A 22,168-nucleotide genomic window follows, 5' to 3' on the forward strand; every position below is an offset into this window, starting at 1 on the left:
ATCAAATTAGGTTACTATAGTCTTATCAACAATGGAAAAGAGGAATACAAATGGCTATTATTTTACCTGAACTTCCCTATGCATATGATGCTTTAGAGCCCCAATTTGATAAAGAAACAATGATACTTCATCATGATAAACATCATGCAACCTATGTTGCTAATGCTAATGCGGCACTTGAAAAACATCCAGAACTTGGTGAAAACCTTGAAGAGCTTTTAGCAGATGTTTCAGCTATTCCTGAGGATATCCGTCAAGCTTTGGTTAATAACGGAGGTGGGCATCTCAATCATGCACTTTTTTGGGAAATACTCTCTCCAGAAAAAACTGAAGTGACTAGCGATGTGGCAAGTGCAATTGATGAGACATTTGGTTCCTTCGAGGCTTTTAAAGACGCTTTTACGACTGCAGCAACTAGCCGTTTTGGCTCGGGCTGGGCTTGGTTAGTCGTTAATAATGAAGGTAAACTAGAAGTTATGTCTACTGCGAATCAAGATACTCCAATATCTGAAGGGAAACACCCTATTTTGGGACTTGATGTTTGGGAACATGCCTATTATTTAAATTACCGTAATATTCGTCCAAACTATATCAAAGCCTTCTTTGAAATTATTAACTGGAATAAAGTTGATGAACTGTACAAAGCTGCTAAAGCTTAAACTGATGATAATTTATGAAGAACTGACCAAAAGGCCAGTTTTTTTTGCTTTAGAAATATATTTCTTTTTTTATATCATAGAAGTTTAAAGGGTTAGCTAATCAGGATTTATTTAAGCAATTTAAATAAGTCTAATTTTGTGTCTATCCCGTGGTCTTTTTGGTAAAATAATTCTTTGAAAACTCCAAACTTCTATTTTGTAATATAATTGACATATAATTGTCTAAAAAACGCAACATTCCCTTGATTTTTAATTAAAATAATATAAAATATAATTGAGAGGAGAATGGGGTTGCGTAAGAGAAGATTTTTTGAGGTTCCTCAAACAGTTAATATTGTTATGTTAGTTTTCTTGGTCATTGCTTTAGGTTTAGTAGTAACTGTGTCAGCTTTGGAAAAGGCTAAGACGCACCAAGTGACACAAGAAGTAAAAAAAGTAGTAAAGAAAAATGGTAATCGAGTAGAAAAATCAGCAGAAGCCAAAAAGGCTGTAATGGATGCTGACTTAGCCAGGATGAACGCTTTAGGTTTATATTATGAATATGATAAGCTAAGTTTGGTAGATACTGTCAAAGCCTATTTGGATGAATTTGGTATCGATCATTCTCAAGTAGCTTTTAGTTACAAAGACTTAGAATCTGGTAAAACCTTCTCAATGAATGATAGGCAACCGATGACTGCTGGTTCAACCTATAAACTTCCTCTTAATATGTTAGTTGTTGATGAGACAGAGAAAGGGAAATATAACCTTGAGCAACGTTTTGATATAACTAATACAACTTATGAGTATGACAGGGAACATATGGCATATGTTAATTAATTTGACGGGGCTATGTCTATCTCAGAAATGCAAGAGTACTCTTTACTGTATTCTGAAAACACTCCAGCTTATGCTTTGGCTGATCGTCTTGGTGGTATGGATAAGGCTTATAAAAAATTTGGTAGATATGGTAAGTCCAAATCAGAGATAAAAACGATACTTGAAGAGGGTAACAAGACGACAACAGAGTATTACATCCAAGTTCTAGATTATCTTTGGAAGCATAGAAATAAGTATAAGGATATCCTATATTATATTGGTGAATCATTTCCAGGAGACTATTATAAAACCTATTTGCCAAATATTACTATTTACCAAAAGCCTGGCTATGTGAGAGAAGCCTTGAATGTAGGGGCGATTGTCTGCGAAAAAAATCCTTACTTAATTGCTCTTTATACTGAAAACCTAGGAGGAAGTACAGAAGAATCCTTTGAAATTTCAGGAGAGGGTTATAATCAACTGGTCGGTCTTACCTATGTCATAAACGAGTGGCATCGTGTTAATCAAAATAAAGCCTAATTGCTGAATATTTAAAGTACCAATCTTAAATAAAAAATCATAAGCACCCATTAATGGGTGCTTATGATTTTTTATTTAACAAACATGGCATCACCAAAACTAAAGAAACGGTAATGTTCACTGATAGCGTGTTTATAAGCTTCCAAAACGAAATCACGCCCAGCAAAAGCTGAAACTAACATGACAAGGGTTGATTTTGGTAGGTGGAAGTTGGTTGAAAAAGCATCCACCACCGTAAAACGGTAACCTGGCTTAATGAATATATTAGTCCAACCAGAATCTGCTTGAATACCACCATTAAATTTGTTGCCAATTGTTTCAAGTGTCCGAATGGAAGTAGTACCAACAGCAACAACACGCCCACCGGCTTTTTTTACTTGGCGCAAAGTATTAGCTGCTTCCTCAGAAAGTTGGTAAAATTCAGAATGCATTTCGTGCTCATCAACATTATCTACTGAAACGGGGCGAAATGTTCCAAGCCCAACATGAAGAGTTAAGTAAACTAAATGAACTCCTTTTTCTTGAATTCTTTGGAGTAATTCCTGTGTGAAGTGTAAGCCTGCAGTGGGAGCAGCAGCAGATCCATTTTCCTTAGCATAAACAGTTTGGTAACGCTCAGAGTCGTCTAATTTTTCATGTATATATGGAGGAAGAGGCATTTCGCCAAGACTTTCTAAGACCTCTAGAAAAATTCCTTGATAAGAAAAGGAAACTATTCTACCACCATGATCTAGTTCTTTTATGACCGTTGCTTTTAAGCGACCATCGCCAAAACTGATGGTGCTACCTACTTTGAGACGTTTAGCAGGCTTAGCCAAAACTTCCCATTCGTCACCTTTGGTATTTTTGAGAAGAAGAAGTTCAACATGACCATGAGTATCTGGTTTTTCTCCATGAAGACGTGCTGGTAGAACACGAGTGTTGTTCATAACTAGAGCGTCTCCAGGATTAAGCTGGTCAATGATATGGTCAAAGTGACTGTCAACCATCTTTTTTGTTTTGTGATCGATAACTAGTAGTTTTGAACTGTCTCTTTGTTCAAGTGGTGTTTGTGCGATTAATTCTTCAGGTAATTCAAAATCAAAGTCGTTTGTATTCATTCTAGCTCCTTTAAGGGCTTTTCTCCTAGTGGATATAAACCCAATCCTAATTATTATATCACGTGAGGATACCTACGTCATTATAGAAAGTTTAAAAATAAGGAGCTTGACAAAAATTGGTATATACCATATAATAAAACTATAAAAGGTCTATACCAATAAAAGGAGATAAAATGAAAGTAATTCATGTAAAGAATCAAGAGGAAGGTGGGCAAGTTGCTTTCTCACTATTAAAAGAAGCTATGTCTAATGGGGCTAAAACCTTAGGATTAGCAACAGGTAGTACACCACTTGCTTTTTACCAAGAAGTTGTAGCAAGTGATCTAGATTTTTCTGAGATGACAAGTATCAATTTAGATGAATATGTTGGTTTGCCAAAGGAACATTCTCAAAGCTATGACTATTTTATGAAGGAGCATTTGTTTAATGCGAAACCGTTCAAGAAGAGTTTCTTACCAAATGGCTTAGCAACTAATCTAGCAGAAGAAACTAAGGCTTATGATAAGGTTATTGCGAATCATCCTATTGACTTCCAAATCTTGGGAATTGGACGCAATGGGCATATCGGATTTAATGAACCTGGGACTTCTTTTGAAATGACAACGCACGTTGTGAATCTTGAAAAGTCAACCATTGAGGCCAATAGTCGTTTCTTCGAGAGTATTAATGATGTACCAAAACAAGCAATATCTATGGGAATTGCCTCTATTATGTTATCCAAAACAATTGTGTTGATGGCTTTTGGCAAAGACAAAGCAGAAGCAATCAAAAAAATGGTTTCTGGTCCAGTTAGTGAAGACTTACCAGCTTCAATTTTGCAAAAGCACAAAAATGTGATTGTCATTGTTGATAAAGAGGCAGCGTCAGAATTATCCAAATCTTAATCTCCAGATTCCTAAGCGAAAGGAGGCTATCCTGCCTTTCTTTCGTTTTTTTGTGTTAAACTATAACTATGCGTTTAGACAAATTGTTAGAATCTTGTCAGGTTGGTTCCAGAAGGCAAGTAAAAAAATTAATTAGTACTAAAAAAATTACTATTGACGATAGAATAGCCATTGGAGGTCGCCAAAATGTCGATCCAGGACTTCAAACGATTATAGTGGATGGTAAAATATTGCAGGCAAAAGGTCATCATTATTTTCTTCTCAATAAACCCAGAGGGGTTGTCTGTGCATTAAAAGATAGAGAGCACCCAACTGTTATTGATTGTTTAATAGAAGCTGATCGATTTCCTAGTCTCTATCCTGTAGGCCGCTTGGACAGAGATACTGAAGGTTTAGTATTGTTAACGGATAATGGTCCCCTCGGTTTTCGGATGTTACATCCAAAACATCATGTTGACAAAAGTTATTATGTTGTCGTTAATGGTTTTTTAGGAGATGATCTCCTATCATTCTTCAGGTCTGGAGTTGTCTTTTTTGATGGAACAGTCTGTAAAGCTGCAGCTGTCGAGATTTTATCAGCTCGGGAAAAGCGATCGGTGGCTATGGTAACACTCTCTGAAGGGAAATTTCACCAAATTAAAAAAATGTTTTTAGCATATGGGGTCAAGGTCATCTATCTGAAGCGAATTACTTTTGCTGAATTTTCTCTTGGGAATCTCGCAGAAGGTGAGTATAGAACATTAACAGATCAGGAAAAGGCTATTGTGAAGCAGTACTTAGAGTGAGAAAAAATATCACATGAAAAAATTCACAATCCTTGAAAAATATTAAAAGTGTCTATATACTGAGTAGGTAATATTTTTAAGGAGAATAGTAATGCCAAAAAAATTATCAACTAAATGGGCAATCCTGTCCATTTCCCTTTTTTTGATGTCTCATTTAGCGATAGCCCCAGCTATTCCTAAATTATATCAATTATACCACCAGTCAAATCCTCATATTGGGCTAGCTTCAGTGGAAACCTTGGTGACAATTCCTGCGATGATGATTACTATATTTGTTATCCTCAGTAATTTTGTCGTTGCGAAAATTGGTAAAAAGAATACCATTAAGCTAGGTTTAATCCTTATCTTACTTTCAGGGCTTGGTTCTTTTTTAACAAGACAATTTGTTATTGTTTTGATTTGTCGTTTGCTTTTGGGGATTGGAATTGGCCTTTATAATTCTCTTTCGATAAGTATTATCAGCGATTTTTACGAGGGTGATGAGCGTGCTAATATGATTGGTTTTAGGACAGCAACTTTAAATATTGGTAAAGCTTTGACTACCTTTATTGTTGGGCTAGCTTTATTGATTGGTGTAAATTATACTTATCTTATTTACTTGTTAGTTATTCCTGTTTATTTCTTTTTCAATGCAAAGGTTCCTGAACTTGAAAATGAGCTAGTCTCTGTACGAGCTGCTCGTCTGTTTAATCGCCAAATTGCGGTATTAATGTTAATTACTTTCTTGGTTGGTATTGCCTATATTGGGGCAACAGTAAAAATTCCAACTTTGTTGGTCACTAAGTATCATTATTCTAGCTTTTTTGCTAGTAATATGTTGACGCTGTTAGCATTCTCAGGCATTTTTAGTGGTTTTCTTTTTGGTCAGTTAGCAAAAGTGTTGCAAGAAAAAACTCTGCTAGTCATGTTGAGCATGATGGCGGCTGGAAATTTAATTTTCACCTTTGGGAATTTGCCAATTCTCTTTTTCATAGCTGCTTTTCTAATAGGAGCTAGCTTTGTAGGAACTATGTCATCAGTCTTCTATTTTATTGCTAAGCATTTTGGTAAGGAACACAATCATTTTATTACCAGCTTGGCTATTACCGCTGGCAACATTGGTGTAATCTTAACGCCTATTATTTTAACAAAACTACCATCAGCTTTACATTTGGAAGCTTTTGTGACACCTTTTGCTATTAGCGTTGGTCTGATGGTCGTCAGCTTGTTACTCTATCCACTTTTGAAAAAAGACTAAAAGTGTTGAGCTATCTTAGGATAGCTCATTTTTTTCGAATAAAAAGGTAGGGAAAAGAGGAGGAATTGATGCTAAAAGCCGTAGACAGTTATGGGAAGACAATCTCCTTATTAGAAAAAGTTCCGGATAAGGGAGATTATTATTGTCCATTATGCCGAGGGAAGCTTTGCTTAAAAAAGGGAAAAGTGATACGCCCTCATTTTGCTCATCTGAATTTACGTGATTGTCAATTTTTTCAGGAAAATGAGTCGGTTGAACATCTCACTTTAAAGGCTTTGGTCTACAATGCCTTACGGCCACTACACAATGTAGAAATTGAAAAATACATTGAGACATGTGGCCAGGTTTCAGATATTATGGTCAATCATAAGTTAGCTCTTGAGATTCAATGTAGCCCCTTGCCAATAGAGCGTTTAATGGTGAGGACTAGTTCTTACCAGGAAAAAGGAATTTTTGTTCGGTGGCTCTTAGGACAAAAGCTTTGGTTGAAGAATAAATTGACTGCTTTGCAAAAGCAATTTTTATATTATTCTAAAACTTATGGTTTTCATCTCTGGGAATTGGATGTCAAAAAGCGAGAAATCCGACTACAGTATATGATCCATCTTAATCTCTTTGGGAAAGTGTATTTCCAAACAGAAACTTATTCCTTAACTCATGATTTACTAGCTGTTTTGAGATTACCATATAAGGGAATTCCTGCCAAAAAAATGAAGATTTACATGCAAGATAAAGTAAAGTTAAGCATTCAAAAAGCTCTTCGAAAGAAAAATGCTTATTGGATGAAAGAGCAAGAAAAAGCTTATTTAAAAGGGGATAATTTATTAGCGAGACAAACAGAAGAGTTCTATCCTCAAATCTACCCTCCACGGTCAGATGTCGGCTTTTGTCAGATTAAAATGGATTATCTATCAGACTATCGGCGCTTTTGCTGTTATTACAAGAATATTAAGAATAAGAAGGTGCAAACGATTCATCCTCCACTCTTTTATGATAAAATAGGGGAAAAGAAAATTTAGGAGGTTATGATGGCAGATAATAGAAGTCATTTGGAAGAAAAGTACACATGGGATTTGACTACTATCTTTGATAGTGATCAAAGATGGGAAACGGAAGTTAATGCCTTAAAAATAGACTTAGAAAAGGCTCAGTCTTTAGCTGGACAGCTTTTAGACTCAGCGAAAAATTTATTAGAAACAACGGAAGTCCAATTGGATTTGTCAAGACGTATTGAAAAGGTCTATGTCTACGCTCATATGAAAAATGATCAAGATACGACAGTTGCAAAATACCAGGAATATCAATCAAAAGCATCAGCTTTATATGCAAAATTTAGTGAAGTTTTTTCGTTTTATGAGCCAGAATTCATGACTATTCTTCCGAACCAATTTGATGAATTTCTTAAGGAAGAACCTAAATTGGAAGACTATCATCACTTCTTTGAAAAACTTCTTAAAAATAAAGAACATGTTCTTAGTCAAGCTGAGGAAGAACTTCTAGCAGGAGCTCAAGAAATTTTTAACGGTGCCGAAGAGACCTTTGGACTTTTAGATAATGCTGATATCCAATTTCCAATTATCAAAGATGAAAAAGGACAAGATGTTGAAATTACGCACGGTAATTTTATCCACTTGATGGAATCTAAAGATCGTCAAGTTCGTCAAGCTGCTTATGAAGCCTTATACAGTACCTATGAACAATTTCAACATACTTATGCTAAAACACTCCAAACTAATGTTAAGGTAAACAATTATAAGGCACGCGTTCATCATTATGAATCTGCCCGTCAAGCTGCTATGACCGCAAACTTTATTCCCGAAACAGTTTACGATACCCTTCTAGAAGTTGTTAACCGTAAGCTTCCATTATTACATCGGTATTTAGAATTAAGAAAAAAAATATTAGGTTTAGAGAGTTTAAAAATGTATGATGTCTACACACCGCTATCTCAAACCGACCTATCTGTCAATTATGACCAAGCTTTGGAAAAAGCTGAAAAAGTCTTATCTATTTTTGGAAAAGAGTATAGTGACTATGTTCACCAAGCCTTTTCGGAAAGATGGATTGATGTTCATGTCAATAAAGGGAAAAGATCCGGGGCTTATTCAGGTGGGTCTTACGACACTAAAGCTTTTATGCTGTTAAACTGGCAGGATAATTTAGACAACCTCTATACCTTGGTGCATGAGACAGGCCATAGTTTGCATTCAACTCTAACACGAAAAAACCAACCTTATGTCTATGGGGATTACAGTATTTTCTTGGCAGAGATTGCTTCAACAACAAATGAAAACATCTTAACAGAGGCTTTATTGAAAGATGTTACAGATGAAAAAGAACGCTTTGCTATTCTAAATAATTACTTGGATGGCTTTAGAGGAACTATTTTCCGCCAAAGTCAATTTGCTGAATTTGAACATGCTATTTATCAAGCTGACCAAAATGGTGATGTCTTAACAAGTGATTATCTAAATCACTTATATGCACAGTTGAATGAAAAATATTACGGTTTAGCTAAAGAAGATAACTATTATATTCAATATGAGTGGGCACGTATTCCTCATTTCTATTATAATTATTATGTTTATCAATATGCTACAGGTTTTGCGGCAGCAAGTTATTTAGCAAACAAGATTGTTCATGGCCAACAAAAGGATATTGATAACTATTTGTCTTATCTAAAAGCCGGTAATTCTGATTATCCATTGAATGTTATAGCAAAAGCAGGCGTGGACATGACCAACGAAGCTTATTTAGAAGATGCCTTTACTATTTTTGAAGAACGTCTTACAGAATTAGAGGCTCTAGTCGAGAAAGGTGTTCATTTATAAAAAAATATTTGATAATTCTTTCGCCTAGAAAATATGTTTATATGGAGACTATTTTGCTTAAAAACAAGGAGCGATAAATGGGGAAATGGGTTATTTTTGATATGGATGGTGTTATCGTAGACTCGGAGTATATTTTCTTATCAAGTAAAACAGAAATGTTGTTAGATCGAGGAATTAACACAGATGAGACGTATCAATATCAGTTTATGGGGACAACTTTTGATTACATGTGGCGTGTGATGAAAGAAGAGTGCCAACTTGCTGATTCGGTAGAAGAATTAATTGCAGAGATGAATAATAGACGAGAAGAGATTATAGCTAGAGATGGTGTCAGAGCTGTTAAAGGTATTAAAGAGTTAGTAACTTACTTAGTAGATTTGGGTTACCAACTAGCAGTAGCATCTTCTTCCCCGAAAGCTGATATTAATCATAATCTGTCAGAATTAGGTCTCACGCAGTATTTTACGGTCACTGTAAGTGGTGAAGAAGTGGCTCGTTCAAAACCAGCACCAGACGTTTTTCTTAGAGCAGCAGAATTACTGGGTGCGATTCCAGAAGCAACATTTGTCTTTGAAGATACCAGAAATGGTAGTTTAGCAGCTAAAGCGGCAGGAATGATTTGTTTTGGTTTTGTAAATCCAGATTATCCTAAGCAAGATATGACAGCTTGTGATGAAGTTTTCGAAAAATTTGAGGATTCCTATTGTTTCTTTCGCTAAGTGTTTTTTGTTATTTGGCTATTTAGGTAAAAAGTAGATGCCAACCCCTCATTAGGATTAGTGGTGGTTGACACTAAAAGTTTTTTGAGCGGGGATAATGGAAGCTAAGTACTTCACACTTCTTGACACTGCTTGATAGACTGTGATATGCTAAATTTATGGTTGAATCGTATAGTAAAAATGCAAATCACAATATGCGTCGTCCGGTTGTGAAAGAAGAAATTGTTGACTTTTTAAGAAATAGGCAAGCACCTAATACAGGTTTTTTAGCTGATATCGAGGCTTTTGCGCATCGCGAAAATATTCCTATCATTCAGCATGAAGTGGTGGCTTATTTTCGTGTCTTGTTGCAAGCCTTACAGCCGAAAGACATCCTTGAAATTGGGACTGCAATTGGCTTTTCGACCTTGTTGATGGCTGACACGCTTCCTCATGCGAGGATAAAAACAATTGATCGCAATCCAGAGATGATCAGTTTAGCCAAAGATAATTTTTCTAAACATGATTATCGCAAACAAATTACCCTTTTAGAGGGGGATGCAGTAGATATTATTGGACAGATAGACCAGCAATTTGACTTTGTTTTTATAGATTCTGCAAAATCTAAATACATTGTATTTTTACCAGAAATCTTAAAGCGCTTAAAGAGAGGTGGTATTATTATCTTTGACGATGTTTTCCAAGGGGGAGACATTGCTAAGCCGATTGAAGAGGTTAGGCGAGGTCAGAGAACTATTTATCGAGGACTTCATAGATTGTTTGAGGCTACTTTAAATCATCCTGGTCTAAGTTCAAGTTTGATTCCACTTAGCGATGGCCTTTTGATGGTACGCAAAAATCAGGAATGTGTCGATTTAGTTGATTAAGTAATATTTAAGAAATTATGTTATAATGATTTGGTTAAAGATAAAGAAGGAGCACATTAAAAATGAAAAAATCGAATAAGCTAGTTACAGGATTTGTAACTTTGGCTTCTGTAATGACCTTGGCTGCATGTAGTTCAACTAATGATAGTACCAAAGTTGTTACGATGAAGGGTGACACCATTACTGTTACTGACTTTTATAAGGAAGCTAAAACATCAACTGCTGCTCAGCAGTCAATGTTAAGTTTGATTATGTCTCGTGTTTTTGAACAAGAATACGGAAAGAAAGTTTCTGATAAAAAAGTAGAAGAATCATATAACAAGACAGCTAAGCAATATGGTTCATCATTCTCAGATGCTCTTGGTCAGGCTGGATTAACAACTGAAACTTATAAAAAACAAATTCGTACAACAATGTTAGTAGAGTACGCTGTTAAGCAAGAAGCAAAAAAAGAATTAATAGAAGCGAATTATAAGAAAGCTTTTGAGTCTTATAGCCCAGAAATGACAACTCAAGTTATTATTATGGATGATGAAGCCAAAGCTAAAAAAGTGTTAGAAGAAGTTAAAGCTGAAGGTGCTGATTTCTCTAAAATAGCTAAAGAAAATACTGTTGAATCAGCTAAAAAGATTGATTTCACTTTTGACTCAGCGGGAACTGATTTACCATCAGATGTTATTTCTGCTGCAGGTAAGCTAAATGAAGGTGCTAAATCCGAATTGCTCACTGTTATGGATCCGTCAACTTATCAGAAAAAATACTATATCGTAAATATGGTTAAGAAATCTGAGAAAAAATCGGACTGGAAAGAGTACAAAAAACGCTTAACAGAAATCATCATGAAATCAAAAGAAAATGATACGGCTTTCCAAAATAAGGTTATCTCTAAAACTTTGGACAAAGCCAACGTTAAGATTAAAGACAAAGCCTTTGCTAATATCTTGTCACAATTTGCTTCTAACAAAGGTAAAGGTGGAATTTCTTCAACAGTAGGTAAAAAATAATTAAGGTTTGACCCGACTAAAAAAAGAAGTTATAATAAGACCATTAAGAATTGCTAATAATTAGGATTTTCACCAGAAAAGTGACGGTTGATGCGAGTCATGATTATTCTTATTAGCATGCTACTTAATAAATACAATTACATATAACAATAAAGATAATGACAAGTTCATTGAATGGAGGTGGTACCGCGGTTTTCGCCCTCTATACAGTGCACTTGTCTTTTATCTTGATTAGGAAAAAAGGAAGGAAAGAAAGTTTTAAGACAAAAAGATGAGTTCAAACTCAATGAAACATTTTTAAAATGTGGTGAGTGAATCTTCTTGTAACAATTACTCCTTGTTGAGGAACTTTCTAACATGTAACAATGAAAACTTTAACATCTGCAGAAATTCGTCAAATGTGGTTAGATTTTTGGAAATCAAAAGGTCATGCTATTGAGCCTTCAGCTAACCTTGTTCCGGTAAATGATCCTACGCTGCTCTGGATTAACTCGGGAGTCGCTACTTTAAAAAAATATTTTGATGGTTCTGTAATTCCTGAGAATCCAAGAATTACAAATGCTCAAAAATCTATACGTACAAATGATATTGAAAATGTAGGCAAGACGGCTCGTCATCATACTATGTTTGAGATGCTGGGCAATTTCTCTATTGGAGATTATTTCCGTGATGAGGCTATTGAATGGGGGTTTGAACTCCTAACAAGTCCAGAATGGTTTGATTTTCCAAAAGATAAACTTTATATGACTTATTATCCAGCAGATACTGATTCTTACAATCGTTGGGTTGCGTTGGGTGTAGACCCAAGTCACTTAATTCCTTTAGAGGAAAACTTCTGGGAAATTGGTGCGGGTCCTTCAGGTCCAGATACTGAGATTTTCTTTGATCGTGGCCCAGCCTTTGACCCAGAAAACATTGGGATCCGTCTTTTGGAAGAGGATCTTGAAAATGATCGTTACATCGAAATTTGGAATATTGTTTTGTCTCAATTCAATGCTGATCCTGATGTGCCTCGTTCTGAATATAAAGAACTTCCTAATAAGAATATTGATACTGGTGCAGGTTTAGAACGCCTAGTTGCCGTGATGCAAGGGGCTAAGACAAATTTTGAAACTGACCTCTTCATGCCGATTATTCAAGAAGTTGAGAAACTCTCCGGTAAAGATTATGATCCAGATGGCGATAATATGAGCTTTAAGGTTATTGCTGATCATATTCGCGCTCTTTCATTTGCGATTGGCGATGGGGCCCTACCTGGGAATGAAGGTCGCGGCTATGTGCTTCGTCGGTTGCTTCGTCGTGCAGTCATGCATGGTCGTCGATTAGGAATTACCAAGACTTTCCTTTACAAATTGGTTGTGACAGTTGGTCAAATCATGGAATCTTATTATCCTGAAATTCTTGAAAAACGTGATTTTATCGAAAAGATTGTTAAACGTGAGGAGGAAACTTTTGCCCGTACTATTGATGCCGGATCAGGTCATTTGGATCAATTGCTAGCGCAGTTAAAAGAAGAGGGCAAAGATACGCTTGAAGGAAAAGATATCTTTAAATTATACGATACCTATGGTTTCCCACTAGAATTAACTGAGGAAATGGCAGAAGATGCAGGTTATAAGATTGATCAAGAAGGCTTCAAAGCTGCTATGAAAGAACAACAAGATCGTGCGCGTGCAGCTGTTGTAAAAGGTGGCTCAATGGGGATGCAAAATGAAACCTTAGCAGGTATTGTTGAACCGTCAGAATTTTCCTATAAAGAAGAAACCTTAGACGCTAAACTTTCAGTTATTATCGTGGATAACGAACGTAGCGATATGGTTTCTGAAGGTCAAGCTCTACTTGTTTTTGATCGTACACCGTTTTATGCGGAGATGGGTGGACAAGTGGCAGACCACGGTGTTATAAAAAATGCAAGTGGCGATATACTTGCCAAAGTGATTGATGTGCAAAAAGCACCAAATGGGCAGGCACTACATACTGTTGAAGTCTTTGCAAGTCTTTCAGTTGCTGCTATCTATACTTTAGAAATCGACCATAAACGTCGCTATGCTGTTGAGAAAAATCATACGGCAACCCATTTATTACATGCTGCCTTACATCATGTTATTGGCCAACATGCAACTCAGGCGGGTTCATTGAATGAAGAAAGCTTCCTACGTTTTGATTTTACACATTTTGAAGCGGTCACAGCAGAGGAACTCCGTCGAATTGAAGAAGAAGTTAATCAGCAAATTTGGAACGCTATTACCGTTAAAACGATTGAAACAGATGTTGACACAGCTAAATCAATGGGAGCAATGGCTTTATTTGGTGAAAAATATGGCAAGGTTGTCCGTGTTGTTAAAATTGGTGATTATTCAGTTGAACTTTGCGGTGGGACTCACCTTAACAACACATCAGAAATCGGTCTCTTTAAAATTGTCAAAGAAGAGGGAATTGGATCAGGAACACGTCGGATTTTAGCCCTAACAGGTCAACAAGCTTTTGAGGCTTTCCGTCAACGCGAAGATGCCCTTAAAGAAATTGCTGCTAATTTAAAAGCCCCACAATTAAAAGAAGTTCCTGCTAAAGTTGCTAGCCTTTCTGAACAGGTTCGTGACTTGCAAAAAGAAAATTATGAGCTCAAAGAAAAGGCTGCAGCGGCACAAGCTGGAGACCTCTTTAAAGAGGTTAAGGAAGTAAATGGCCACAGATACATTGCGACCGAGGTTTCTGTAGCAGATGCTGGTGCATTGCGAACTTTTGCTGATAACTGGAAGCAAAAAGATTATTCTGATATCTTAGTTCTAGTTGCTGCCATTGGTGAAAAAGTAAATGTACTAGTTGCGAGCAGAGATAAGGCTGTTCACGCTGGTAATCTCATTAAGAATTTGGCACCAATTGTTTCTGGCCGTGGTGGAGGGAAACCTGATATGGCTATGGCAGGTGGTTCTGATGCGAGCCAAATCTCAGCTTTGCTATCAGCAGTTCCAAACTTCTTGAAATAATAAGTGCTTACACAATTGTTTCTTATGTACTGAAAATAAGGTATGATGTGCTATAAACAAGGACATCATACCTTTTGTCATTTTGAAATTGATTCTATTAGCCCTAAGAACTTTTTGTTCTAGTTTGGAGAGGGTTTGATTAGGCTTTAATGTGTTTAATATCATAGAAAACTCCCATTAGAAGTTAGGTTATGTCTAACTTCTAATGGGAGTTGATAATAATTTTAGTTGTAGTAGTCAAGCAATCTTAGCTTGAAGTTTTCATATTTAATAAAGAAGCACCTATTTTTTGAAAAAATAGTGCTGACAAAATGGCAATGGCTATAGGTAAAGCATTCCAAAGGGGTTGATTAGTAATTTCAAGTAAGAAAAAGACTGCTGCTACTGGGATATTGTTGATGATTGCTAAGAAAATGGCAGCTCCAATAATAATAGCAAATGAAATTGAAATATTCGGTAGGTAGGAATTCCAAGCTTGAGCTGCTAGTAAACCAAGTCCCCCTCCCATCATCATGGAAGGAGCTATTCTACCTCCGAAAGCTCCAGCATAAAAAGTGATAAAAACAGCGACAGCCTTTGCTATTAATAGGCCACTGGCATAAGAAAAGTCATAGTTAGCATGGATAAAATAGAGTAATCCAGCTTTGCCATTCCCTAAAATGTGGGGGAAAAAGATACTAAGAATTGCTACAAATACAAATGAGCCTATGACCCAATAAAGATAAGTAGGGCTTGTTAAATTTCTCTTTGGGCTAATCTTAAGCAGGTATTTATAGCAAAAAATAATGATGGCAACTAAGAAACCAAAAAGAGGAGCCCATAAGAGTAAGTAGCTATTCCAATGTAAGGGACTTAGTTTGTATTGAATGACATTTCCTGACAACAGTCTAACAGTCCATACAGCCATAAATGACGTGATGGTAGCTGATAAAAAATGACGCTTTGTCCATTTTAAGAGAACATTCTCCATAATAAAAATAGTTGTTGCTAAGGGAGCATTATAGACCGCACCTAAGGCAGCTCCAGATGCGCAGGCTAACAGAAGCCTTATCTCTTTGTTTTTAAGTTGGAAAAATTGTAACCAACTTGCAGTGAGAGCAACTGAGACTTCGCGGGAAGCGCCTTCACGTCCTAATGGTGAGCCCATAGAAACAGTCACTAACTGTAACATTCCATGACAAAAAGAGGAGGTTGGGTAGACTTTCTCATTATCTTGGACAATTGCTTTAATCGTTTTAAAGGGTTTAAAATATTTTGTCAAAGCTTGCCAACCAAAAGCAGCAATAATTCCCGCAAAAATGACACTGATAGCGCGGCGAATAGGCGCTACTTTTGCAATTTCTGAACTAAATGTGCCTGAGTGATAACCAAAACTAATAGCTTGAATGAGGTGGATAAGAACAGTTAATATACTAGCAACGACTCCTGCTGTAATACCAGTTAAGAGAAGTAGTCCCAGCCACCTGAGCTGTTCTTCTATTGATTTCTTCATAGTATTATTATAGCAGAAGCTAGTAGCCATTAAAAGATATGTCCATCAAGAAGGACAAATAGAAGAGAGAATTTTTAGATGGAAAAAAAGGAACTGAGATGATTTATCTTAGTTCCTTTTCTATTATTTCTATTTTTAATATGGCTTAGCGCCCCATGTTATAGTCATCATCTTGCATAGCTTCTACTGAGCCTAACAAATAACCGTTTCCGACTTGAGAAAAGAAGTCATGGTTTGAAGTTCCAGTAGAAATACCATTCATAACGATTGGATTCACGTCATTTGCAGTATCAGGGAAAAGAGGATCTTGTCCTAGATTCATAAGAGCCTTGTTAGCGTTGTAACGTAAGAAAGTCATGACCTCATCAGTCCAGCCAACTTGATCATAAAGAGTTTTAGTGTAATTTTCTTCATTTTCATAGAGTTGGTAGAGAAGATCATACATCCATTCTCTGAAGGATTCTTGTTCTTCTTCACTTAATTCGTTAAATCCGAGCTGGAATTTATAACCAATGTAGGTTCCGTGGACGGATTCATCACGAATAATTAACTTGATGATTTCGGCTACATTTGCTAGTTTATTATTTCCTAAATAGTAAAGAGGGGTAAAAAAGCCAGAATAAAAGAGAAAAGTTTCTAGGTAAGTTGAGGCAACTTTCTTCTGTAAGGCGTCTCCATTTGCATAGATGTCATTAATGATTTTTGCTTTTTTCTGCAAGAATTCATTATTATTAGTCCATTCAAAAATATCTTCAATTTCTTTTTTGGTATTCAATGTTGAGAAAATTGAAGAGTAGGATTTAGCATGAACAGATTCCATAAACTGAATGTTATTTAAAACAGCTTCTTCATGAGGAGTTCTAATATCCGCTCGGATAGCCTCAACACCTGTTTCGGATTGCATAGTATCAAGTAAGGTTAGACCACCAAAAACTTTACCGACTAAATCTTTTTCTTGATCGGAAAGCTTGCGCCAGTCATCCAAATCGTTTGATAGAGGTATTCGTGTATCGAGCCAGAATTGTTCTGTTAATTTTTCCCAAGTCGATTTATCGATTACATCTTCGATTTCATTCCAATTTATTGCTTCATAATAGGTTGTCATTGTATAGGTTCTCCTAAAAGAGTATTATCAAGATATAAACCAGTAATCCATTCTTGAGTAGATTACTGGTAGTTTCATTTTTCAACTGAAAGTGAGTTCTTATTTAATGATGTTAGGATTTTCCTTTCACCACTAGATAACACATGATTCACATTGGTTTGCGCCAACTTCTTCACCATCATCAGTAAAGGTACGAACATAATAGATTGATTTAATACCTTTATTAAAGGCATAGTTACGAAGAATAGAAAGATCACGGGTTGTTTGCTTACTTTCTGTTTTCCACTCATAAATCTCTTTTGGTAGTTCACTACGAAGGAAAAGTGTCAAAGATAAGCCTTGATCAACGTGTTGTGTCGCAGCGGCGTAGACATCGATCACCTTACGCATATCCATATCGTAAGCAGAAGTGTAATAAGGAATTGTGTCAGTTGATAGGCCGTTTGCTGGGTAGTAAATTTTACCAATTTTTTTCTCTTGACGTTCTTCAATCCTTTGAGTTATAGGATGAATAGAAGCAGAGCAGTCATTAATATAGGAGATGGAACCATTAGGGGCAACTGCTAAACGGTTTTGGTGATAGAGACCGTCTTTTTGCACAGCTTGACGAAGAGATTCCCAGTCGGATGCTTGAGGAATAAAATGGTTCTTGAAGAGCTCTTTAACCAAGTCTGATTTAGGAACAAATTCTCCGGTCACATATTTATCAAAGTAAGTTCCATCGGCATATTTTGACTTTTCAAAACCGATAAAGGTTGTGTGACGCTCACGAGCTATATTATTTGATTCTACCAAGGTCCAGTAATTCATCAACATAAAGTAGATGTCAGTAAATTCTACCGACTCTGGACTGCCGTATTCAATGTGGTTCTGTGCTAGGAAGGAATGTAGCCCCATAGCCCCAAGTCCAAAGGTGTGTGCTTGTTGGTTACCATTTTTGATCGTTGGCACAGCTTCAATATGAGAAGAATCTGTAACGTAAGTCAAGGCTCTAGTCATAGCTTTAATGGAGCGACCAAAATCTGGAGAAGTCATCATATTAAGAATATTAGTTGAGCCAAGGTTGCAAGAAATATCTGTACCTAATTCAAGAAACTCTTGAGCATCGTTAATGACACTTGGTTTTTGGACTTGTAAAATCTCTGAACAGAGATTACTCATAATGATTTTTCCGTCAATCGGATTAGTTTTATTTGCTGTGTCAATATTGATGATGTAGGGGTAGCCTGATTCTTGTTGTAATTTTGAAATTTCAGTCTCTAAATCACGAGCACGTAATTTGGTCTTTGTAATCTTAGGATTAGCTACTAATTCGTCGTATTTTTCAGTAATATCAATGTAATTGAAAGCAATACCATATTCACGTTCAATGTCATATGGACTAAACAAGTACATGTCGTCATTGTTGCGAGCTAATTCGTAAAATTTATCAGGAACAGTTAGTCCAAGTGACAAGGTTTTTACTCGAACTTTTTCATCGGCATTTTCTTTTTTAGTTGATAGAAAAGCGATAATATCTGGGTGGAAAATATTGAGGTAGACAACGCCAGCTCCTTGTCTTTGACCTAATTGGTTAGAGTATGAAAAGCTATCTTCAAACAGTTTCATAACAGGAACGACGCCAGAAGCAGCACCTGCATAGCCTTTAATAGGTGCACCAGCCTCGCGAAGGTTTGATAAACTAATACCTACGCCACCTCCAATTCGAGATAATTGCAAAGCTGAATTGATAGAGCGACCAATTGAATTCATGTCATCAGTAACTTGAATGAGGAAGCAAGAAACCAATTCTCCACGACGACTACGACCAGCATTCAAAAAAGAAGGAGTTGCTGGCTGATATCGTTGATTAATCATTTCAATTGCTAAATCTTTTGCTAGGTCTTCACTACCATCAGCATAGTAGAGGGCATTGAACATTACGCGATCTTCAATGCTTTCTAGGTAAAGGTCACCATCATTTGTTTTCAAAGCATACTGTTGGTAGAATTTATAAGCAGCCATAAAGGATTTAAAGCGGAAATTTTCTGATTTTAGGATGGCAGCTAACTCTTCGATAAATTCTGGCTGGTATTTCTGAATAAACGCAGTTTCAATATAGTCATTTTCTATTAAGAACGTAACCTTATCAGTAATAGATGAAAACTGTTTTGTATTTGGTAGCACATTCTCTTTAAAAAAAGCTTTCAGAGCTTCTTTGTCTTTGTTTAAGGGAATTGTCCCATTAACAGGACGGTTAATTTCGTTATTTAGGCGAAAATAAGAGATATCACCAATATCTTTAAGACTCATAAAAAAACTTCCTTACTACTTAAATAATTTCTTTTAATTTTGCTGGCTGGAATCCTGAGAAAACCATCTGATCACTCTCGATAACAGGAGCAGCAGTAAATCCTAAACTTTTAACATACTCAATTTTTTCAGGGTGTTCATCAATGTTAATTTCTTGAAAATTTGCTCCGTTTTGTTCTAAGAATTTTTTTGTCATTTTACATTGCATACAGTTATTTTTTGAATAAAGTGTAATCATAAATAATTTCTCCTTTGGTATTTTCGATACTCTAATAGCATATAAAAATTGTATTTAAAAAGCAAGATTTTTCTCTTAAAAAAACACAATATTTTGGGGTTGTTGTTTAGACGTGTCACTATATATTGTGTGAATATTGATCTAGACTAGTACCTACGAAGATGGAGGGAACACTTCTTTCTCAAATAGCCGAAAAAATAGTTGGCACAATGTGTTTCTACGGAACTATGGCTATAGCAATCATTTAAAATTAATTGCTGCTAAAAAAGAGCAGAAAATGTATTTTAGGAAAATCTATATACAGAAAATTTCATGAAAATTTACTATTAAGGAGTGGAAGGTTTGAGGTTAGAGATAAAGATAAGAGAGAAAATTTCTAATAGAGATAAGCATTTAAGCTAGATTGGAGGTATATGAAAATTTTAGGAAAACTTTTAGAGCTTTTCCTTGTTAGAAGATTTAATCTTGAAAATAAAAAGACAATATGCTATAATCTGTTATTGTAAGGGTTACCATGTGGCGACTCGAAAATACACAACTATTAAAGGAGAACCATACTATGGCTTCAAAAGATTTTCACATTGTTGCGGAAACAGGAATTCACGCACGTCCAGCAACATTACTAGTTCAAACAGCTAGCAAATTTGCATCAGACATCACTTTAGACTATAAAGGTAAAGCTGTTAACTTAAAATCAATCATGGGCGTAATGAGCCTTGGTGTTGGTCAAGGAGCTGATGTTACAATCACTGCTGAAGGTGCTGACGCTGATGACGCTATCGCAGCTATCGAAGACACAATGACAAAAGAAGGATTGGCTTAAGATTATGACAGAAATGCTTAATGGAATCGCAGCTTCAGATGGTGTTGCCGTTGCCAAAGCATATCTACTCGTTCAACCGGATTTGTCGTTTGAGACTATTACAGTCCAAGATACAAACGCAGAAGAAGCTCGCCTTGATGTAGCATTACAAGCTTCACAAGACGAGCTTTCTGTTATTCGTGAGAAAGCAGTAGAGAGCTTAGGAGAAGAAGCAGCATCAGTTTTCGATGCCCATTTAATGGTTTTAGCTGATCCTGAAATGATTAGCCAGATTAAAGAGACTATTCGTGCAAAACAAACTAATGCAGAAACTGGACTAAAAGAAGTAACGGATATGTTTATCACAATCTTTGAAGGTATGGAAGATAACCCATACATGCAAGAACGTGCTGCTGATATTCGTGACGTTGCCAAACGCGTATTGGCACACCTTTTAGGTGTTAAATTACCAAATCCTGCTACAATTGATGAAGAGTCAATTGTTATTGCACATGATTTGACTCCTTCTGATACAGCACAATTAAACAAACAGTTTGTTAAAGCCTTTGTTACTAATATTGGTGGACGTACTAGTCACTCTGCTATTATGGCACGTACCCTTGAAATTGCTGCTGTTTTAGGAACAAACGATATTACACAACGTGTTAAAGACGGTGATATTGTCGCTGTTAACGGGATTACTGGTGAAGTTATCATCAATCCTAGCCAAGACCAAATTGTTGCTTTCAAAGAAGCAGGTTCTGCATATGCTAAGCAAAAAGCTGAGTGGGCATTATTAAAAGATGCCGAAACTGTTACTGCTGACGGTCAGCATTTTGAGCTTGCAGCCAACATTGGTACTCCAAAAGACGTTGAAGGTGTCAATGATAATGGTGCTGAAGCAGTTGGTCTATACCGCACAGAGTTCCTATATATGGATTCACAAGACTTCCCAACCGAAGATGAGCAATATGAAGCCTACAAAGCTGTTTTAGAAGGTATGAATGGCAAACCAGTTGTTGTCCGTACAATGGACATCGGTGGGGATAAGGAATTACCATATTTTGATCTTCCAAAAGAAATGAACCCATTCTTAGGTTATCGTGCCCTTCGTATCTCAATTTCTGAAACAGGAGATGCTATGTTCCGTACACAGATTCGTGCCTTGTTACGCGCTTCTGTTCACGGCCAATTGCGTATCATGTTCCCAATGGTTGCACTGCTTAAAGAATTCCGTGCAGCGAAAGCTGTTTTTGAGGAAGAAAAAGCGAAGCTTACAGCTGAGGGAATTGCGGTTTCAGAAGATATTCAAGTTGGTATTATGATTGAGATACCAGCAGCAGCAATGTTGGCAGACCAATTTGCAAAAGAAGTTGACTTCTTCTCAATTGGAACCAATGATTTAATTCAATATACAATGGCTGCTGACCGTATGAATGAACAAGTTTCATATCTTTATCAACCTTATAACCCATCAATCCTGCGCCTAATTAACAACGTGATTAAAGCGGCTCATGCTGAAGGTAAATGGGCTGGTATGTGTGGTGAAATGGCTGGTGATCAACAAGCTGTTCCATTACTTGTAGGAATGGGCTTAGATGAGTTCTCAATGTCTGCTACATCTGTATTACGTACACGAAGCTTAATGAAAACTCTTGATACTGCCAAGATGCGCGAATATGCGCAACGTGCATTGACAGAATGTTCTACAGCTGAAGAAGTACTTGAGTTAGCCAAAGTTTACTTACCAGAAAATTAGTCTACGAAGTTGGGGAACCAACTTCTTTTTGTTAAGAAAGTATTTTGATGATTCAAATTATCTCAATATT

At 36.4% G+C, this 22,168-nt stretch carries 17 protein-coding genes and 1 pseudogene; 13 read left to right on the forward strand and 5 right to left on the reverse strand.

Going from position 1 to position 22,168, the window contains the following annotated elements:
* The first annotated feature begins 50 nt into the window (after positions 1-50).
* Positions 51-659 (forward strand): superoxide dismutase SodA, encoded by a 609-nt coding sequence (gene sodA, locus FGK96_RS02470; RefSeq protein ID WP_138081033.1) that lies wholly within the window; start codon positions 51-53, stop codon positions 657-659.
* A gap of 339 nt (positions 660-998) precedes the next feature.
* Positions 999-1,997 (forward strand): annotated as a pseudogene (locus tag FGK96_RS02475) (serine hydrolase).
* Between the two features lie 71 nt (positions 1,998-2,068).
* Here the strand turns inward: FGK96_RS02475 and queA are convergent.
* Positions 2,069-3,097 carry a tRNA preQ1(34) S-adenosylmethionine ribosyltransferase-isomerase QueA gene (queA, locus tag FGK96_RS02480; RefSeq protein ID WP_138081035.1) on the reverse strand — a complete coding sequence of 343 codons (1,029 nt, stop codon included), beginning with the start codon at positions 3,095-3,097 and terminating at the stop codon, positions 2,069-2,071.
* Positions 3,098-3,270: 173 nt separating this feature from the next.
* Between queA and nagB the strand changes: the two genes are divergently transcribed.
* The 9 genes from nagB to alaS all read left to right on the forward strand — a co-directional run bounded on the left by nagB (position 3,271) and on the right by alaS (position 14,410).
* Positions 3,271-3,981 carry a glucosamine-6-phosphate deaminase gene (nagB, locus tag FGK96_RS02485; protein ID WP_138081037.1) on the forward strand — a complete coding sequence of 237 codons (711 nt, stop codon included), beginning with the start codon at positions 3,271-3,273 and terminating at the stop codon, positions 3,979-3,981.
* Between the two features lie 68 nt (positions 3,982-4,049).
* Positions 4,050-4,766, forward strand: coding sequence for a pseudouridine synthase (locus tag FGK96_RS02490; protein ID WP_138081039.1), 717 nt, complete (start codon positions 4,050-4,052; stop codon positions 4,764-4,766).
* 91 nt (positions 4,767-4,857) lie between these two features.
* The gene (locus FGK96_RS02495) at positions 4,858-6,003 is read left to right on the forward strand and encodes an MFS transporter (RefSeq protein ID WP_138081041.1); all 1,146 of its coding nucleotides are present in this window, start codon (positions 4,858-4,860) and stop codon (positions 6,001-6,003) included.
* A 68-nt stretch (positions 6,004-6,071) separates the two neighbouring features.
* The gene (locus FGK96_RS02500) at positions 6,072-7,022 is read left to right on the forward strand and encodes a competence protein CoiA (protein ID WP_138081043.1); all 951 of its coding nucleotides are present in this window, start codon (positions 6,072-6,074) and stop codon (positions 7,020-7,022) included.
* Positions 7,023-7,031: 9 nt separating this feature from the next.
* Complete coding sequence (gene pepF, locus FGK96_RS02505) at positions 7,032-8,834, forward strand: oligoendopeptidase F (protein ID WP_138081045.1); 1,803 nt, start codon at positions 7,032-7,034, stop codon at positions 8,832-8,834.
* A 77-nt stretch (positions 8,835-8,911) separates the two neighbouring features.
* Positions 8,912-9,553, forward strand: a complete 642-nt coding sequence (locus FGK96_RS02510; RefSeq protein WP_138081047.1) for an HAD family hydrolase — start codon at positions 8,912-8,914, stop codon at positions 9,551-9,553.
* A 158-nt stretch (positions 9,554-9,711) separates the two neighbouring features.
* The gene (locus FGK96_RS02515) at positions 9,712-10,419 is read left to right on the forward strand and encodes an O-methyltransferase (protein ID WP_172601584.1); all 708 of its coding nucleotides are present in this window, start codon (positions 9,712-9,714) and stop codon (positions 10,417-10,419) included.
* 62 nt (positions 10,420-10,481) lie between these two features.
* Positions 10,482-11,423, forward strand: a complete 942-nt coding sequence (gene prsA, locus FGK96_RS02520) for a peptidylprolyl isomerase PrsA (RefSeq protein ID WP_138081049.1) — start codon at positions 10,482-10,484, stop codon at positions 11,421-11,423.
* 365 nt (positions 11,424-11,788) lie between these two features.
* Complete coding sequence (gene alaS / locus FGK96_RS02525; RefSeq protein ID WP_138081051.1) at positions 11,789-14,410, forward strand: alanine--tRNA ligase; 2,622 nt, start codon at positions 11,789-11,791, stop codon at positions 14,408-14,410.
* A gap of 247 nt (positions 14,411-14,657) precedes the next feature.
* On the opposite strand, the gene FGK96_RS02530 is transcribed toward alaS, so the two are convergent.
* The 4 genes from FGK96_RS02530 to nrdH form a co-directional block, all read right to left on the reverse strand.
* On the reverse strand, positions 14,658-15,902 hold the full coding sequence (locus FGK96_RS02530; protein ID WP_138081053.1) for a chloride channel protein: 1,245 nt from the start codon (positions 15,900-15,902) through the stop codon (positions 14,658-14,660).
* Between the two features lie 145 nt (positions 15,903-16,047).
* The gene (gene nrdF / locus FGK96_RS02535; RefSeq protein WP_138081055.1) at positions 16,048-17,007 is read right to left on the reverse strand and encodes a class 1b ribonucleoside-diphosphate reductase subunit beta; all 960 of its coding nucleotides are present in this window, start codon (positions 17,005-17,007) and stop codon (positions 16,048-16,050) included.
* A 132-nt stretch (positions 17,008-17,139) separates the two neighbouring features.
* Positions 17,140-19,299: a class 1b ribonucleoside-diphosphate reductase subunit alpha gene (nrdE, locus tag FGK96_RS02540; RefSeq protein ID WP_138081057.1), complete on the reverse strand. Its 2,160-nt coding sequence runs from the start codon at positions 19,297-19,299 to the stop codon at positions 17,140-17,142.
* Positions 19,300-19,318: 19 nt separating this feature from the next.
* Positions 19,319-19,537, reverse strand: a complete 219-nt coding sequence (gene nrdH / locus FGK96_RS02545) for a glutaredoxin-like protein NrdH (protein ID WP_003083060.1) — start codon at positions 19,535-19,537, stop codon at positions 19,319-19,321.
* A 559-nt stretch (positions 19,538-20,096) separates the two neighbouring features.
* On the opposite strand from nrdH, the gene FGK96_RS02550 reads away from it, so the two are divergent.
* Together FGK96_RS02550 and ptsP are read left to right on the forward strand one after the other, a co-directional pair.
* A complete protein-coding gene (locus tag FGK96_RS02550) occupies positions 20,097-20,360 on the forward strand; it encodes a phosphocarrier protein HPr (protein ID WP_003085030.1) in 264 nt (87 codons plus the stop codon).
* A 4-nt stretch (positions 20,361-20,364) separates the two neighbouring features.
* Positions 20,365-22,098, forward strand: coding sequence for a phosphoenolpyruvate--protein phosphotransferase (gene ptsP, locus FGK96_RS02555; protein ID WP_138081059.1), 1,734 nt, complete (start codon positions 20,365-20,367; stop codon positions 22,096-22,098).
* Positions 22,099-22,168 lie beyond the last annotated feature (70 nt).

It is taken from the genome of Streptococcus porcinus (assembly GCF_901542335.1).
GTDB lineage: Bacteria > Bacillota > Bacilli > Lactobacillales > Streptococcaceae > Streptococcus > Streptococcus porcinus_A.

Coding starts and splice junctions, on each gene's coding strand:
- pepF (WP_138081045.1), top strand. CDS start 7,032: ATGGCAGATAATAGAAGTCATTTGGAAGAAAAGTACACATGGGATTTG.
- nrdF (WP_138081055.1), bottom strand. CDS start 17,007: ATGACAACCTATTATGAAGCAATAAATTGGAATGAAATCGAAGATGTA.
- queA (WP_138081035.1), bottom strand. CDS start 3,097: ATGAATACAAACGACTTTGATTTTGAATTACCTGAAGAATTAATCGCA.
- ptsP (WP_138081059.1), top strand. CDS start 20,365: ATGACAGAAATGCTTAATGGAATCGCAGCTTCAGATGGTGTTGCCGTT.
- FGK96_RS02515 (WP_172601584.1), top strand. CDS start 9,712: ATGGTTGAATCGTATAGTAAAAATGCAAATCACAATATGCGTCGTCCG.
- sodA (WP_138081033.1), top strand. CDS start 51: ATGGCTATTATTTTACCTGAACTTCCCTATGCATATGATGCTTTAGAG.
- FGK96_RS02495 (WP_138081041.1), top strand. CDS start 4,858: ATGCCAAAAAAATTATCAACTAAATGGGCAATCCTGTCCATTTCCCTT.
- FGK96_RS02530 (WP_138081053.1), bottom strand. CDS start 15,902: ATGAAGAAATCAATAGAAGAACAGCTCAGGTGGCTGGGACTACTTCTC.
- prsA (WP_138081049.1), top strand. CDS start 10,482: ATGAAAAAATCGAATAAGCTAGTTACAGGATTTGTAACTTTGGCTTCT.
- nrdE (WP_138081057.1), bottom strand. CDS start 19,299: ATGAGTCTTAAAGATATTGGTGATATCTCTTATTTTCGCCTAAATAAC.
- nrdH (WP_003083060.1), bottom strand. CDS start 19,537: ATGATTACACTTTATTCAAAAAATAACTGTATGCAATGTAAAATGACA.
- FGK96_RS02490 (WP_138081039.1), top strand. CDS start 4,050: ATGCGTTTAGACAAATTGTTAGAATCTTGTCAGGTTGGTTCCAGAAGG.
- FGK96_RS02500 (WP_138081043.1), top strand. CDS start 6,072: ATGCTAAAAGCCGTAGACAGTTATGGGAAGACAATCTCCTTATTAGAA.
- FGK96_RS02510 (WP_138081047.1), top strand. CDS start 8,912: ATGGGGAAATGGGTTATTTTTGATATGGATGGTGTTATCGTAGACTCG.
- alaS (WP_138081051.1), top strand. CDS start 11,789: ATGAAAACTTTAACATCTGCAGAAATTCGTCAAATGTGGTTAGATTTT.
- nagB (WP_138081037.1), top strand. CDS start 3,271: ATGAAAGTAATTCATGTAAAGAATCAAGAGGAAGGTGGGCAAGTTGCT.
- FGK96_RS02550 (WP_003085030.1), top strand. CDS start 20,097: ATGGCTTCAAAAGATTTTCACATTGTTGCGGAAACAGGAATTCACGCA.